Below are 16,009 nucleotides of genomic sequence, written 5' to 3' on the forward strand. Positions count from 1 at the left end.
TTTTTTCACGCTCCCGAACATATGTATTGCCAAAAGGTGCCGTTTCCATATATTCTGTTTATTAAACGTACCGAACCGTTTCCTCAAAAGGTTGATATCACGCTGTTTTTCGTAGGAAACGCTTTCCTGTTCCGAGAATTCAAAAGGAGATAATTTCAGGGTGAACAGGGAGATACTTAAGGAGATGCGGCTTAGCTCGGGGCGTTGTTTTTCAAGAAACATGTTTGACAAACGGTTTCATTGTATTTAATAATAGGGAAGATTTATTTATGAAAAATTATCAAAGAATGGAACAGAGAAATTTACCTCTATGGGAGGAACCTACATGGCAGATTATCTTGTAATCGTTGAATCACCAGCGAAAGCAAAAACAATTGAACGCTATCTCGGAAAAAAATACAAAGTGAAGGCTTCACTTGGTCACATCCGCGACTTACCGAAAAGTCAAATGGGTGTGGATGTTGAAAATGAATTCGAACCAAAATATATAACCATCCGTGGTAAAGGACCCGTCCTGAAAGAACTGAAAACCGCTGCAAAGAAAGCGAAGAAAGTATATCTCGCAGCCGACCCCGACCGTGAAGGGGAAGCAATTGCCTGGCACCTTGCCCACAGCCTCGATATTGATGATACCTCCGACTGCAGGGTCGTCTTCAACGAAATTACGAAGGAAGCGATCAAAGATTCTTTCAAACATCCGCGTTCGATCGATTCGGATCTCGTTGACGCCCAGCAGGCACGCCGGATTCTTGATCGCCTTGTTGGATACAACATCAGCCCGATCCTTTGGAAGAAAGTGAAGAAAGGTTTGAGCGCCGGGCGTGTGCAGTCCGTAGCCGTAAAAATAATTATCGATCGGGAAAATGAGATTAAGAGCTTCGAGCCTGAAGAGTATTGGACGATCGACGCTGATTTCTTGAAGGATAAGGAAGCTTTCCAAGGATCATTCTATGGTGTTGATGGGAAGAAGCAGGAATTGAAGACAGAAAACGACGTTAAAGAAATACAGAGCCGTATGAAGGGAAAAGATTTTTCCGTTGAAAAAGTCAACAAACGAGAACGCAGACGGAATCCGTCCCTTCCGTTCACGACTTCTTCTTTACAACAGGAAGCGGCGCGGAAATTGAACTTCCGGGCCAAGAAAACGATGATGATCGCACAGCAGTTATATGAAGGGATTGATCTTGGCGGAAAACAAGGCACGACGGGTTTAATTACCTACATGCGTACAGACTCCACAAGGCTGTCTAATTCCGCTAAAGAAGATGCGAAACAGTATGTGGAAGGCCACTTTGGCAAAGAGTACCTGGGTGCAGATAAGAAAGCGAAGAAGCAGGAAGGAGCACAAGACGCACACGAAGCCATTAGACCGACGGGTGCCGACCGTGATCCTAAAGCTATGAAGAGCATTCTTTCCCGCGACCAGTACCGCCTTTATAAACTGATTTGGAATCGTTTCATCGCCAGTCAGATGGCTCCTGCCGTACTCGATACGATGACTGTCCACCTTTATAATGAAGGAGTGGAGTTCCGTGCCACAGGATCAGAAGTGAAATTCAAAGGTTTCATGAAGGTATATGTGGAAGGAAACGATGATAATAAAAAAGAGAAAGATAAACTGCTTCCTCATCTGGAAGAAGGAATGACGGTGAAAGCGGAAGAAATCAAGCCGAATCAGCATTTCACCCAGCCGCCTCCGCGATACACAGAGGCCCGCTTGGTAAAAACGCTGGAAGAACTTGGTATAGGTCGTCCGTCCACCTATGCTCCTACACTCGACACCATTCAGCGTCGTGGGTACGTAGCCCTTGATAATAAGCGTTTTGTACCGACGGAATTAGGGGAAATCGTCTTAGAACAATTGAAGGAGTACTTCCCTGAAATCATTGACGTCGACTTTACGAAAGAAATGGAAGATGACCTCGATGCCATTGAAGACGGCAAGGAGGAGTGGGTGAATATCATCCAGCACTTCTACAAAGGTTTCGAGCCCCGCTTGGAAAAAGCGGAGAAAGAAATGGAAGAAGTGGAAATCAAAGACGAACCGGCTGGGATTGATTGTGAGAATTGCGGTCATGAAATGGTCTACAAGATGGGCCGTTACGGAAAATTCCTCGCCTGCTCCAACTTCCCGGAATGCCGGAATACGAAGCCGATCCTTAAAAAGGTAGGCGTCACTTGTCCGAAGTGTGAAGAAGGCGAAGTAGTGGAAAGAAAAAGTAAGAAAAACCGGAAATTCTTCGGTTGTGAACGGTACCCGGAATGTGATTTCATTTCATGGGATAAACCGATCAGCCGCCCTTGTCCGAAATGTGAATCGCTTCTTGTGGAGAAGAAAGTCAAGAAGGGCACTCAAATCCAATGTACAAGCTGTGATTATAAAGAAGAGCCGCAGGCATAATCCGGTTATATAAATAAGAGCCTATGACTATCCTTATAGTTGTAGGCTCTTTTCCCTTTTTGATTGACACCGGAAGTAGGTGGCGCTATAATTACGGTTTGGTAAGGCTACATACTTGACAGCTGGTTAAATAAGGTTGGACCCATGACTAATGACTTAAACATGCTCAAGTCGATTGCTTATAGTTGGAAACAATTCAGAATTTTGTTACATTTTTATTAAATCCATTGTTATTCGGAACATGCATGTGATAAAATTTAAGCGCCTTTGCGAGGTGACAAAAAACGATGCAGAATTATAAAGAAGAATTCATGGAATATCTTCAGATTGAGAAAAATGCTTCACCATTGACCGTGAAACATTACGGAAGAGACATCGATGAATTTGCTGATTTTCTGCAATCTGAAGGCTTCACTATACACGACTGTGATTACCCTGTGATCCGGGTCTTTTTATCGAGGCAGCATGAGCACGGGTACTCCAGAAGATCGGTTTCTCGAAAAATATCTAGTCTGAGAAGTTTCTTCCGCTTTTTAGAGAGAGAAGAGGTTCTCGCGAATAATCCCTTCATCAACGTTTCGCTTCCAAAAGAGGATGCACCAATCCCTGAATTCTTCTATTCAGAAGAACTGGAGCATTTATTTACGGTAAGTGACCTTGATACCCCTCTTGGACAGAGGGACCAGGCGCTTATCGAGCTACTGTATGGAACAGGTATTCGGGTCAGCGAATGCGTGAGAGTGGAAATGGGAGACATCGATTTTTCTCTGCGTACCGTCCTGGTACACGGGAAGGGGCGAAAGGAAAGGTATGTCCCGTTCGGCCAATATGCGGGAGAAGCACTTGAAACCTATATCAACAGCGGCAGAAAAGTTTTGTCTGACAAAAGGACCGAAGCGACGAATCGAGTGTTTCTAAACGCTAAAGGTGGACCTCTCCGGGCCGACGGTGTTCGTCTGATTTTGAAGAGAATGGTGCAGAAGGCAGCGCTTACTGTGGATATTCATCCGCATAAACTGCGTCACTCCTTTGCCACTCATCTTCTGAACGAAGGAGCCGATCTCCGTGCAGTTCAGGAACTGCTTGGACATGAGCACCTGTCTTCTACACAAATTTACACCCATGTTACGAAAGACCGGTTACGGAATGTTTATATGAATGCCCATCCAAGAGCAAATAAGAGGTGAAGGTTATGGATCAACAATTTCATGCTACAACGATATTCGCAGTACAGCATCAGGGGAAAAGTGCGATGAGCGGTGACGGTCAGGTTACCCTAGGAAATCAAGTCGTCATGAAACATACCGCACGTAAGGTGCGGCGATTATTCAATGATCAGGTGCTCGCTGGTTTTGCCGGTTCTGTTGCAGATGCATTCACTCTTTTCGAGAAGTTCGAAGGGAAGTTGGAGAGTTACGACGGCAACCTTGCAAGAGCATCGGTAGAGCTTGCAAAAGAGTGGCGGAGCGATAACGTTCTCCGTAAGCTGGAAGCGATGTTGATCGTAATGGATAAAGAAAACATGTTTCTAGTGTCTGGTACAGGGGAAGTAATAGAACCGGATGATGGTATTTTAGCCATCGGTTCCGGAGGTAATTTCGCCCTCAGTGCAGGAAGAGCGCTTAAGCGCTATTCCCCAGAGCAGTCCGCGGAACAGATAGCCAGAGCTGCACTTGAAATTGCAGGTGAAATTTGTGTATTCACTAATGATCAAATCATTTTGGAAGTTCTCGATTAAGGGGGCATACGTATGTCATTAAATTTAACGCCTAGAGAAATCGTCGAAAGGCTCGACCAATATATTATCGGCCAGGGCAGTGCCAAGCGTTCTGTCGCGATCGCTCTTCGGAACAGATACCGTCGCATGCAGCTGACGGATGACCTGAAGGATGAAATTGTTCCGAAGAACATCCTAATGATGGGACCGACGGGGGTAGGGAAGACAGAGATTGCCCGCCGTCTTGCCAAACTGGTCGGTGCGCCATTTGTAAAAGTGGAAGCGACGAAATTTACGGAAGTAGGTTACGTCGGACGCGATGTAGAGTCCATGGTTCGTGATCTTGTAGAGATGGCTGTCCGTATGGTTAAACAGGAGAAGATGGAAGCGGTCAAAGACCGTGCAGAGGAGCAGGCGAACAAAAGACTCGTCAAGCTGCTGGTCCCTTCCAAAAAGAAGCAGGGCAACAACTTTAAGAACCCGTTTGAGATGATCTTTAATCAAGGCGGTCAAGAGGATAAGGATTCCGCTGAGGATAAAGACGAAACGGAAATTGAAACGAAGCGTAGCCGCATCAGACATCAGTTGGATCTCGGCGAGCTTGAGGATCGCATGGTCACAATTGACGTGGAAGAATCTCAAGCATCCATGTTCGATATGCTGCAAGGTTCCGGGATGGAACAGATGGGAATGAACATGCAGGATGCTTTCAGCCAGTTCATGCCGAAGAAGAAGAAGAAACGGAAGCTCTCTGTTGCAGAAGCCCGAAAGGTATTGACACAAGAGGAAGCAGGCAAGCTTGTGGATATGGATGAAGTCGGACAGGAGGCCGTTTCCAAGGTGGAACAGTCCGGGATGATCTTTATCGACGAGATTGATAAGGTGGCAGCGAAAGGAGACAATCAGGCGAACGTCTCCAGAGAAGGGGTTCAACGTGATATTCTGCCGATCGTTGAAGGTTCAACGGTCGTCACGAAATACGGCCCCGTATCGACCGATCATATTCTGTTCATTGCTGCCGGTGCCTTTCATATGGCTAAACCGTCCGATCTCATCCCTGAGCTCCAGGGAAGGTTCCCGATCCGGGTCGAATTGAATAAACTGAGCGTCGCGGATTTCAAGAACATTTTGACAGAACCCTCCAATGCACTTTTGAAACAATATAAAGCATTACTTGAAGTTGAAGGTATAAAGGTTGAATTTTCTGACGATGCTATTACTAGACTTGCAGAAATCGCTCACGAAGTGAACCAGGAAACCGACAATATAGGAGCTCGGCGTCTCCATACAATCTTGGAGAAGCTGCTTGAGGATCTATCCTTTGAAGCTCCTGACGTTACGATGGAAACGATCGAGATTACACCACAGTATGTAGACAGCAAACTATCATCTATTGTAAAAAACAAAGACTTATCACGATTCATTCTATAAGGATGAGATCAACAAGGAGGAAACGCACATGAAACTTCTAGAACGTGCACGCAGAATCAATGCTATGTTACAAACAACAACAGGAAAATCGGTGGATTTCAATGAAATGTCCGCAACGATGAGAGACGTTATCGAAGCGAATACATTCGTTGTAAGCCGCCGTGGGAAGCTGCTCGGCTTCGCCATCAACCAGGAAATTGAAAACGAGCGCATGAACGCAATGTTCTCTGAACGACAGTTTCCACAGGAGTATACCCAAAATTTATTCAACATTAAGGAAACGACGCCGGACATCGATATTGACAGCGAGTATACGGCTTTCCCTGTAGAGAACAAGGAATTGTTCAAAGAAGGATTGACGACAATCGTACCAATCATCGGAGGTGGTCAGCGCTTAGGAACGTTGATCCTGAGCCGTCTGAACGGAAGTTTTAATGATGATGACCTGCTGCTTGCTGAGTATGGTGCAACCGTTGTCGGAATGGAGATCCTGCACGAGAAGACAGAAGAGATTGAACAGGAAGCCCGCAGTAAAGCTGTCGTTCAAATGGCAATTTCTTCTCTTTCCTACAGTGAATTGGAGGCCATCGAGCATATCTTCGATGAACTGGAAGGTAATGAAGGACTACTTGTTGCCAGTAAAATTGCAGACCGTGTCGGAATCACACGTTCCGTCATTGTAAACGCGCTTCGTAAGCTTGAAAGTGCGGGTGTCATCGAATCACGCTCATTGGGAATGAAAGGTACGTATATCAAAGTGCTTAATAATAATTTCCTACTGGAGCTTCAAAAGCTTCGTACGAATTAAAATAATAAAAAAAGCCGCTTTCAGCTGAAAGCGGCTTTTTTTATGCAATAATTACATAATTATCCTTAAATGACTTACATAAGTAGTATTTTGAATATTTGACAAAAAATTAATACAATTCGACAATTAACTATGTCATAATGTTCATTATAATAGAAGACCTGTACATATGTAACTATTTTCCATATTAAGGGGATTAAAAACCTAGTTCTTTCGATGTGTTTGGCGAGCTTCTGTAAAAATCATTCGGGAAAGATAGACAGAGGTATACAAATTTTTTTAAAATTGTTTCTGTAATCAAAGAAAATGTCGAATAAAGGAAACAAAGGAGATGCCGATGACCATATTCAGTAGTACTTTTTCCACATTGGAACAGGCTTTAAACTTCACAACAGCTAAAAACAGAACAATATCCAACAATATAGCTAATGTCGACACCCCTGGATATAAGGCTAAAGGAGTAGCTTTTCAGGACGTGTTGAATGGAGAGCTGGCTTCTATTCAGACAAAACGGACAGATGAGCGCCACATTGATTTCCGGGCTCGTACGTCCAATTCTTTTCATACCTTTACTAAAACCGGGACGACGTACAGCCATAACGGCAACAACGTAGATGTGGATAAAGAAATGAATGACCTTGCTCAAAATCAAATTCAGTATGAGGCACTGGTCGATCGGATGAGCGGGAAATTCAAAAGCTTGGAGTCGGTGATAAAAGGAGGTAGATAGGGTGAGTATATTTCGGGCAATGAATACAAGCGCGAGTGCCTTGACGGCTCAGAGGTTGAGGATGGATATTGTATCTTCCAACATAGCGAATGCCGATGCTACACGAGCGGTTCAGAATGAAAACGGTGAATGGGAGCCATATCGTAGAAAGATGCCGGTATTCCAAAGTGAAGGTTCTGGCTTCCGTAGTCATTTGTCGCAGGCCCGGACCGGTTCTGGAGAGGACGGCGGCGTAAAAGTGTCAAGGATCGTAGAAGATCCAGAACCCTTTAAAACGGTGTACAACCCTAACCATCCAGACGCTGACGAAGCGGGATATGTAGAAATGCCGAACGTGGATCCCTTGCAGGAAATGGTTGACTTGATGAGTTCTACAAGATCATACGAAGCCAACGTAACAGCTGTCAATGCATCAAAGAATATGCTCATGAAAGCTTTGGAAATCGGAAAATAAGGAGGGACTGGTATGGTCGAAATGACTTCCATGATGAATACCCCGGTGCAAATGTCCTCAGCTAATGGATCCCAGTGGAAAAAAGCCGTATCTGCAGGGGAAGCCCAGGGGGCCTTTGCAAATCAGCTGAAGCAGGCGATTGAACAGGTCAATGAAGCACAAATTGCTTCGGATAATAAGACGAAGGCGCTTGCTCGTGGGGAGATTGATGATCTGCACGACGTCATGATTACATCGCAAAAAGCGAGTGTAACGATGCAGATGGCAGTGGAAATGCAGAGCAAAACAATTGAGGCATACAAAGAAATCATGCGTATGCAGGTTTAATTATTACCGAACGATTATCAGCACTAAACCATTCGCGTAGGTTGTGCTTTTTTTGGGGGCAGCTATGAAAGAAAAAATAAACGCATACAGAGAGAAAGTCGTGTCGTTTTGGAAAGAGCGGAAAAAATCACAAAAGGGCTGGATCATTGGTTCCGTTGCAGCTGTCATTCTGGCCGCAGTCTTGCTTGCTGTCTTACAAGGCGGTTCCAAGATGACACCACTTTACAGCGATTTGACGCTTCAGGAAATAGGCCAGATCAAATCAGAATTGGATACAAGAGGCATTCCTTATGAATTGGATAAGGGCGGAACGACGATACTCGTTCCGGATACAGAAGCGGAGTCGCTGCTCGTTGATCTTGCTGCGTCCGGTCTTCCGAACAGCGGAAGGATCGATTACGGATTCTTCAGTGCCAACACATCATGGGGGATGACGGACAATGAGTTTGATGTCATCAAACTGGATGCGATGCAGACCGAGCTTGCCAATCTCATGAAAGGGATCAGTGGAATCCAGGATGCCCAAGTAATGATTAACATGCCGGAGGAGCAGGTGTTTGCATCGGAGCAGGGGCAGGAAGCCTCAGCATCCGTCGTCCTGAACGTACAACCGGGAGCAAGTATCGAACAGCCTCAAGTAGAGACGCTGTACAATCTGGTATCAAAGTCTGTTCCTAATTTATCTAAAGATAATATCGTCATCATGGATCAGAATTTTAATTATTTTGACATTAATGATGCTTCCTTAGCTGGGAGCTCCGACGCTTATACATATCAACAAAATGTCAAAGAAGATATTGAACGGGACATAAAACAGCGCCTGCAGCGGATGCTTGGTACCATGATCGGTCAACAAAAGGTCATGGCAACCGTAACTGCAGATATCGATTTTACAAAAGAAAACCGTGTCGAAGAGCTTGTTGAACCGGTTGATCCTGAAACGATGGAAGGACTGCCGGTAAGTGTGGAGCGCATTGAAGAAACCTATGAAGGCGGCGTTCCGGAAGGCGGCGTTCCAGGAGCAGGAGATGAAGATGTAGCCAACTACCCTGCAGGTGAAGAGGGCGGAGACGGCGATTATGAAATGAATCGCGAAACGATCAACAACGAGTTCAACCGGATCAAGAGAAATATTGAAGAAAGTCCGTATAAAGTAAGAAATCTTGGTATTCAGGTTGCTGTGGATAACACAAAAGGGACAAATGCAGAGGGCGAAGTTGAATATTTGACCGCCGCAGAGCAGCAGACCGTAGAAGAGGGCATTCAATCCATTGTCGACTCCATGATAACGACTTCCATCGATGCTGGTTATGAAGATCAAATTGAGGCAGACGAGAATGTGTCGATCGTCTTCCAGGAGTTCAATGGCAAACCGGAAGCCCCTGAAGCACAGCCGGGAATTCCTCTGTGGGTGTATATTACTGGCGGCGTCCTCGCTCTACTCATCATCCTGCTCTTGATCTTGTTGTTCCGACGCAGGAACGTAGAGGAAGAGGAAGAATACGTCTATTTTGAAGAACCACTGATCGAGCAGCGGTCGAAAGAAGTGCAGGAGATACAGGAGAAAGAAGACGAGTCCACACAGAAACGGAAGCAGCTGGAGAAACTGGCGAATGAGAAGCCGGAAGATTTTGCGAAACTATTGCGGTCATGGATTGCAGAAGATTAAGGGGGTCTGAAGGATGGCCTTAAGAAAGACAAGATTAACAGGAAAACAAAAAGCTGCCGCCCTGCTTATAGCCCTTGGGCCGGATGTGGCAGCAAAAGTGTACAAACATTTGAACGAAGAAGAAATTGAACAATTAACGCTGGAAATTTCATCGGTACAAAAAGTCGATGCAAAAGAAAAAGAAGAGATTTTGGATCAATTTCATCAAATTGCCCTCGCCCAGGACTATATTTCCCAAGGCGGAATCGGTTATGCGAAAACGATACTGGAGAAAGCGCTTGGACCTGCGGAGGCCGCCAATATCATTGGACGGTTGACTTCTTCGCTGCAGGTGAGGCCGTTTGATTTTGCGCGCCGGGCCGATGCGGGACAGATTTTGAATTTTATACAAAATGAGCATCCTCAGACGATCGCACTGGTGCTCTCCTACCTTGATTCAGAGCAGTCAGGTCAGATACTCTCCGAGCTGCCACAGGAGCTGCAGGGGGATATAGCGAGACGAATCGCCACGATGGATTCCACTTCCCCGGAAGTCATCAGCCAAGTCGAGCAGATTCTGGAGAAGAAGCTGTCGACTACGGTTATGCAGGATTACACCGATACGGGCGGTATACAGGCGGTTGTGGAAGTGTTGAACGGAGTCGATCGCAGTACAGAGCGGACGATCCTTGACTCTTTGGAAATACAGGATCCGGAACTGGCGGAAGAGATTAAGAAGAGAATGTTCGTATTCGAAGATATTGTTGCTCTTGATAATCGTGCGATACAGCGGGTCATCCGTGAAGTCGATAATGACGACTTACGTTTGTCCTTGAAAGTCTCCAGTGAAGAAGTAAAGGAAATGGTATTCAAGAACATGTCCCAGCGAATGGCCGAAACCTTCAAAGAGGAGATGGAAATCATGGGTCCAGTCAGGCTTCGTGACGTGGAAGAGGCACAGACAAGGGTCGTGTCTGCAATCCGGCGCCTTGAAGATATTGGTGAAATCGTAATCGCCCGAGGCGGAGGAGATGACATCATTGTGTAAATCCAATCAACACGGACGCGTCATTGAACTCCGGCAAGTTGCAATCGGCCCGCGCGGAGAGGAGTCCCGTCACCATGCAGAGCTTCAAGAAGCGAAGCAGGAGCAGAGAGAAATACTCCGTTCAGCAGAAGCGGAGCGGGAGCGCATTCTTCAGAAAGCAGAAAAAGAAATAGAACAGTGGCGAAAGACATGGGAAGAAGAAAAGCGTCTTATTACAGAAGAAGCGTTTAACGAAGGCCGCCTGGATGGCTTTGAAGCAGGAAGGATGGAAGGTTTTGAGTCATACAAAGAGAAGATCTCGGAAGCCAACCGGGTCATGGGGCAGGCTAAAGAGCAGCATGACAGAGTGGTGGAAGAAAGTGAACAAACCATTCTTCGATTAGCAGTCGCTTGTGCGGAGAAGGTCGTTAAAAAGCAGCTGGATCAATCCGATGACTACTTTCTATCTTTGGTAAGGCATGCCGTCAAAGAAGTCCAGGATCAGCCGGAAATTACAGTAAAGCTTCATCCGGATCAGTACGAACTTCTCCATCACCAGATGGAAGAACTCCAGAGATTGGTCGACGTTCACACAAAGCTCGTCCTTTATGCAGACATAGAACTTTCCCCCTACGCCTGCGTCATCGAATCTCCCTTTGGGATGATTCGTGCAGGAGTGGACAGTCAATTGTCCGAACTCAGGGAGAAACTGTTTGAAGCCGCGTTTGGAGTGGACAGCGATGAATGAGTCGATCTATCAGGAAGCAATCCGGCAGGCGGATACATATAAACGGTTCGGTAGGATAAAACGCGTCGTAGGCCTGATGGTTGAATCGAAGGGACCGGACGCATCCGTGGGGGACCTTTGCTATATCCATTCCCCATCTGGGAAAGTGGCACCAGTGGCAGCGGAGGTGGTAGGTTTTCATAACGAAAACATCCTGCTGATGCCGTTCCAGGAAGTTCGGGAGGTCAGTCCGGGAAGTCTTGTAGAAGCAACAAAGCAGCCGCTGAATGTCAAGGCAGGCATTGGTCTGATCGGGAACATTCTCGATGCAATGGGTAATCCGCTGGACGGGAGCGCGCTGCCCAAAGGTCTAAGACCGTATCCGACCGACCAGGCCCCCCCGAATCCTTTGGAGAGACCACCGATCAAAGAGCCTATTCAGGTCGGGGTGAGAGCCATTGATTCACTTCTGTCTGTCGGAAAAGGACAGAGAATCGGAATCTTCGCCGGAAGCGGAGTAGGAAAAAGTACGCTGATGGGAATGATTGCCCGGAACAGTTCGGCCGATTTGAATGTCATTGCATTAATTGGCGAACGCGGCAGGGAAGTACGGGAATTTATTGAGAATGATTTAGGAGAAGAAGGAAGGAAGCGCTCGATTTTAGTTGTCGCGACCTCCGACCAGCCGGCATTGATGCGGGTCAAAGGCGCCTATACAGCGACGGCGATCAGTGAATACTTCCGAGATCTTGGATATGACGTTAACTTGATGATGGACTCGGTTACAAGGTTTGCTATGGCACAAAGAGAGATCGGCTTAGCGACAGGAGAGCCGCCGACAACGAAAGGTTATACGCCGTCGGTTTTTGCAAAACTTCCGAAACTTCTGGAGCGGACTGGTTCCAGTGATAAAGGAACGATCACAGCCTTTTATACGGTACTCGTTGATGGCGATGATCTGAACGAACCGATATCAGATACCGTCCGCGGTATTCTGGACGGCCACTTCATTCTTGACCGCAAAATTGCGGAACAGGGGCAATATCCTGCTCTTCATATTTTGAAATCGATCAGCCGGGTCATGAAGCAGATTGTATCGGAATCCCATATCGAGCGTGCCCAGCAGTTGAGGTCGCTTCTTTCCACTTACGAAGAGAATAGAGAATTGATCCAGATCGGTGCGTATAAAAAAGGCTCCAGTAAAGAGATCGATCAAGCGATCCATTATCATCCTTCCATTATGGAATTTTTGAGGCAGGGAATTCATGAACCGTCAACCTTCGAACACTCGGTGGAAGATTTGAATCGTTTGTTTTCATAAAAGAGAGGTGAATGCATGACTACCATTCATACGTTCGAGAAGATACGAGACTTGCAGGATCGGGATAAAAAAGAGAAACAGCGTACACATGAAAAGGCGGTCGATCAATTCGAAGAACATGCCTATAGACTGTATGAAGCATTAAAGAAAAAAGAGGATGCTATTCAAGCCTTTAATTCCACGATGGAGAAGAGAGCGATCCAGGCTCATGCGTTCCTCCAGCATCAGCAGTATATTGCACGTCTGGAAGAGATCATTCATTCGCTTCAGCCACTGGTTCAGCAGGCAAGGCGGAAAATGGATCGGACGCAAACGAAGCTCACAGAAGCCTACAGAGAAGTGAAGAAATATGAACGCTTAATTGAGAACAAAGAAGAGAAACAGAAACAGTACGCCAAGCAGGAAGAAAATAAAAATATGGATGAAGTGTCCATGGTCCAGTATTTAAACAGGAGGAACAGGTGATCGGATGGCAAAGAAACTACCAAAGCAGCAAACAGGAGGCAGCCGTTTTCTAAAGATATTTTCGGCTGTTGTCTTTCCGCTCCTCTTCCTGGTTGTATTGACCGTGATCGTGATGACGCTCATGGGTTACAACGTTTTTGAACAGGTGGAAAAGTACGGAGCTAACATACCCGGCATAGCAGATACCACTTCCACGGATTCGGCGTCCTCAGAGGAAACGGATAAACTACAGGCGATGTTAGCTAATAAAGAAGCGGAAATCGAACAATTAAAAGAGCAGGCTTCGGCTGGGGATGCAGAAAAGAAAGACATGGAAAACCAGATTGTACAGTTGGAGAAAGAGCTCGAAGGGACGACCGAGGAACGGGGGGAGGAAGATGTGGAAGAAGACAGTGCAAAAGACATTGCTGCATCCTTCCAGAAGATGGACCCGGAAGAAGCCGCTCCAATCATCTCCACCATGAATCAGGACTTGGCTGTTCAAGTACTTCGTTTGATTGCAGTGGAAGAGCGAGGAGACATTCTCGGCCAGATGGACCCAGAGATAGCCGCCTCTTACGCAAGTGCGCTCATCGATTCTTAAAGGAACCGTTCGAAAGGAGGTGATAGCAATGGATTGGAACGTTTTGTTTAGTGGACAAGCTAACCCTCAACCTTTACAAGGACAAGCGGTTCAAACGACATCAACCCCTGATTTTGCCCCTCAGTTCAAGGAGCGATTGGAAGGAATGATCGAAGAGGCAGCTGCTTCAACGCCGACTGCGGGTGCAGCGAAATCGGATGGGTTGGATGAATTGGGGGAAGAACTCCGGTCTATATTCCAGACATTATACGACAAGCTACCGAGGAGCGAAGAAGAAGAAGAGAGGCTTGATGTGATCGGCCTGCGTTTGGAACAGTGGCATGCGCTTCGGTATAGAACCGCCGCACCAGGACAACAAGACGTACATAACCAACCGTTGGACTCAGAAGGTATCGAGCAGATTTCTAATAACGTGAAACGTTTGAACGTTTTCCGTGAGGTAACCACGGCGTACGAAAAAAGGGATGCGGATGCTTTCCTTCTTCGCATGGTGGAAGAGCTTCCTTACTTGGCGAAAGACATTTCGGTAGAAGCTATGAATACGGGCATCGGTAAGAATCAGCCGGAAGTTACTCCGGCAGCGAACGGGACTTACAAAAAACGGAATGTTGATATATCTATAGATAGCCTGAAAGAAGAGCTGTCCTTTTTACCGGAAAGGATTTGGAATGACAGTGCATCCCTCAGGGAGGAGCAAAAAGGGTCTATTCCATTTGCGCCCTCTATGAATGAAGGCCAGGTCTCGATTAATGATGGCGCAGAGTTGATAAAGTTGGAAGGACATTTGAAAAAGGAATGGAATGCTTTGCTTCACACCTTGATGGAGAAGGGAGTGGAGGCTGATAGCAAATCCCCCTTACTCTCAACTATTCTTCATCGTATGGAGCAATGGGACAGTCTGCATAACAGGGAGCTTCCGGTTCAGCATGAGATACATAGAGAGCTGTCTCCAGATGGACAAGCTTCGGCGGTCCAAACAGCAATAATTCCAGAGAATCTTTCCAGAGCAATAGACCGTGCGTTTGATGCAGGGGATATCTTACAATTTATCCATTTAACAACGTCGGAACTTCCTTATTTGGCGGATGCTGTTAAGTTAGACGGCCGCTTCTCAGGCTTGAATCATTACGGCCGTATAAACCAGTCGAACAGTAACCGCGGGTTAGTACCGCCTATAAACGCAGAAGCATCTTCACAGAGCGTCCGCACCGATGGACCCAAAGCTTCGAGTGGCCCTATTACTATCGATGTGGAGACAGAAGAAACGATAAAAAGTTCTGTTGTGGAAGTTTTGAGAAATTTCCTTCAGCAAATGCGCGCCCATCCATCCAAAAGTATTTCGAAAACATTTTCCATGAATCCGGAACAATTAGGGAAGATGACCGTCCAATATACGGCTGAATCAGGGGAACCGGTGCTTGATATAAAGGTGGAAAATAAAGCAGCCTTTACCTTGTTAAAACCACTTCAGGCAGATATCCGCACCCAGCTTCCTTTAAATCAGCTGTCCCTTACATTGGCTGAAGGGAATCGTGCCGCCGCTTCGGATGTCAGGACGGAGGGGGAACATAAACCGGCTGCCATGACCGTATCACAAGACCTTTCGAAAAGAGTGGTTAAAGTATTGGAAAGAGTGACGGAAGGCAGGCAGGCTCCACCCCCGCAATCGACTACGCTGGCAGTGAGAAATGCCGTTGTTGCCCAACAGCAGCTTGGTCTCTATGAGACGGGGAACCGATCAGGGGAACAAAAGGCCCTAGGTATGGCAATTCGCTCAAAAGAAGCCCTTGATCCAAGGACGGCTCCTTCTGCTTCTATACCTCTTCTTCAAAAAGAGGCTGCGGCTCGCATAGACGGTAATGCGGATAAAGCTGCTTTCCAAGTGCTCCGAATGTCTGAACAGCCGGCTTTTCCTTTGGCTGAAACTAAGACTTCCGGACAAGAAATGAAGCAGTGGGTGAAGGATTTAGAACAGTTTGTCCAAAAGAGCAGGATGCTTACGGACCTTCATGGCAATAAAGAGCTGCGCATCCAGATGAAACCTGGAAACCTTGGTGACTTGACGGTGAAAGTGGCTCAAATCAACGGCGAGATGGTCGTGAAGCTTATGGTAGGCAGCCAATCTGCAAAAGAGGTGATTGAAGGAAACCTCCACCACCTGCGCCACGTGTTCTCTCCACATCAAGTCGTTGTCGAAAGGACGGACACCCCTGCCGGCGGCCTTGCTTATCAAGAAAGCAAAGAACAGGAGGAATCCGGCAGCAAGCGAAATGGACAGGGTTCGTCCCCGGACCGCGAGCGCGATGATACGGAAGAGGATGGTCCAACGTTTGAAGAATTGTTAAGAATGAATGAGAAAGTGTAGGTGAT

At 46.5% G+C, this 16,009-nt stretch carries 15 protein-coding genes; all 15 read left to right on the forward strand.

What is annotated here, in order from left to right; all coding sequences use genetic code 11:
• The first annotated feature begins 325 nt into the window (after window positions 1-325).
• The 15 genes from topA (at window position 326) to AXG56_RS04415 (ending at window position 16,004) form a co-directional block, all read left to right on the forward strand.
• On the forward strand, window positions 326-2,401 hold the full coding sequence (topA, locus tag AXG56_RS04345) for a type I DNA topoisomerase (RefSeq protein ID WP_062513384.1): 2,076 nt from the start codon (window positions 326-328) through the stop codon (window positions 2,399-2,401).
• A 287-nt stretch (window positions 2,402-2,688) separates the two neighbouring features.
• Complete coding sequence (gene xerC / locus AXG56_RS04350; RefSeq protein WP_062513386.1) at window positions 2,689-3,588, forward strand: tyrosine recombinase XerC; 900 nt, start codon at window positions 2,689-2,691, stop codon at window positions 3,586-3,588.
• Between the two features lie 5 nt (window positions 3,589-3,593).
• The gene (gene hslV / locus AXG56_RS04355) at window positions 3,594-4,139 is read left to right on the forward strand and encodes an ATP-dependent protease subunit HslV (protein WP_008637896.1); all 546 of its coding nucleotides are present in this window, start codon (window positions 3,594-3,596) and stop codon (window positions 4,137-4,139) included.
• Window positions 4,140-4,151: 12 nt separating this feature from the next.
• On the forward strand, window positions 4,152-5,549 hold the full coding sequence (gene hslU / locus AXG56_RS04360) for an HslU--HslV peptidase ATPase subunit (protein ID WP_008637897.1): 1,398 nt from the start codon (window positions 4,152-4,154) through the stop codon (window positions 5,547-5,549).
• A gap of 28 nt (window positions 5,550-5,577) precedes the next feature.
• Complete coding sequence (gene codY / locus AXG56_RS04365; RefSeq protein ID WP_026577471.1) at window positions 5,578-6,357, forward strand: GTP-sensing pleiotropic transcriptional regulator CodY; 780 nt, start codon at window positions 5,578-5,580, stop codon at window positions 6,355-6,357.
• A gap of 337 nt (window positions 6,358-6,694) precedes the next feature.
• Window positions 6,695-7,087, forward strand: coding sequence for a flagellar basal body rod protein FlgB (gene flgB / locus AXG56_RS04370; protein WP_026577470.1), 393 nt, complete (start codon window positions 6,695-6,697; stop codon window positions 7,085-7,087).
• A 1-nt stretch (window position 7,088) separates the two neighbouring features.
• Window positions 7,089-7,541: a flagellar basal body rod protein FlgC gene (gene flgC / locus AXG56_RS04375; RefSeq protein ID WP_026577469.1), complete on the forward strand. Its 453-nt coding sequence runs from the start codon at window positions 7,089-7,091 to the stop codon at window positions 7,539-7,541.
• Between the two features lie 12 nt (window positions 7,542-7,553).
• Window positions 7,554-7,868, forward strand: a complete 315-nt coding sequence (gene fliE / locus AXG56_RS04380; protein ID WP_008639526.1) for a flagellar hook-basal body complex protein FliE — start codon at window positions 7,554-7,556, stop codon at window positions 7,866-7,868.
• Between the two features lie 64 nt (window positions 7,869-7,932).
• On the forward strand, window positions 7,933-9,537 hold the full coding sequence (gene fliF, locus AXG56_RS04385; protein WP_008639528.1) for a flagellar basal-body MS-ring/collar protein FliF: 1,605 nt from the start codon (window positions 7,933-7,935) through the stop codon (window positions 9,535-9,537).
• A gap of 13 nt (window positions 9,538-9,550) precedes the next feature.
• Window positions 9,551-10,564, forward strand: coding sequence for a flagellar motor switch protein FliG (fliG, locus tag AXG56_RS04390; RefSeq protein WP_008639530.1), 1,014 nt, complete (start codon window positions 9,551-9,553; stop codon window positions 10,562-10,564).
• Window positions 10,557-11,291, forward strand: coding sequence for a flagellar assembly protein FliH (gene fliH / locus AXG56_RS04395; protein ID WP_008639533.1), 735 nt, complete (start codon window positions 10,557-10,559; stop codon window positions 11,289-11,291). Before fliG ends, fliH begins: the two co-directional genes overlap by 8 nt.
• On the forward strand, window positions 11,284-12,591 hold the full coding sequence (gene fliI / locus AXG56_RS04400; RefSeq protein WP_008639534.1) for a flagellar protein export ATPase FliI: 1,308 nt from the start codon (window positions 11,284-11,286) through the stop codon (window positions 12,589-12,591). Before fliH ends, fliI begins: the two co-directional genes overlap by 8 nt.
• Window positions 12,592-12,606: 15 nt before the next feature.
• On the forward strand, window positions 12,607-13,056 hold the full coding sequence (gene fliJ, locus AXG56_RS04405; protein WP_008639536.1) for a flagellar export protein FliJ: 450 nt from the start codon (window positions 12,607-12,609) through the stop codon (window positions 13,054-13,056).
• A gap of 4 nt (window positions 13,057-13,060) precedes the next feature.
• Window positions 13,061-13,639 (forward strand): MotE family protein, encoded by a 579-nt coding sequence (locus AXG56_RS04410; protein ID WP_008639537.1) that lies wholly within the window; start codon window positions 13,061-13,063, stop codon window positions 13,637-13,639.
• Window positions 13,640-13,667: 28 nt separating this feature from the next.
• Window positions 13,668-16,004 (forward strand): flagellar hook-length control protein FliK, encoded by a 2,337-nt coding sequence (locus tag AXG56_RS04415; RefSeq protein WP_062513388.1) that lies wholly within the window; start codon window positions 13,668-13,670, stop codon window positions 16,002-16,004.
• Window positions 16,005-16,009 lie beyond the last annotated feature (5 nt).

The organism is Halobacillus sp. KGW1 (assembly GCF_001592845.1).
Lineage (GTDB): Bacteria > Bacillota > Bacilli > Bacillales > Halobacillaceae > Halobacillus.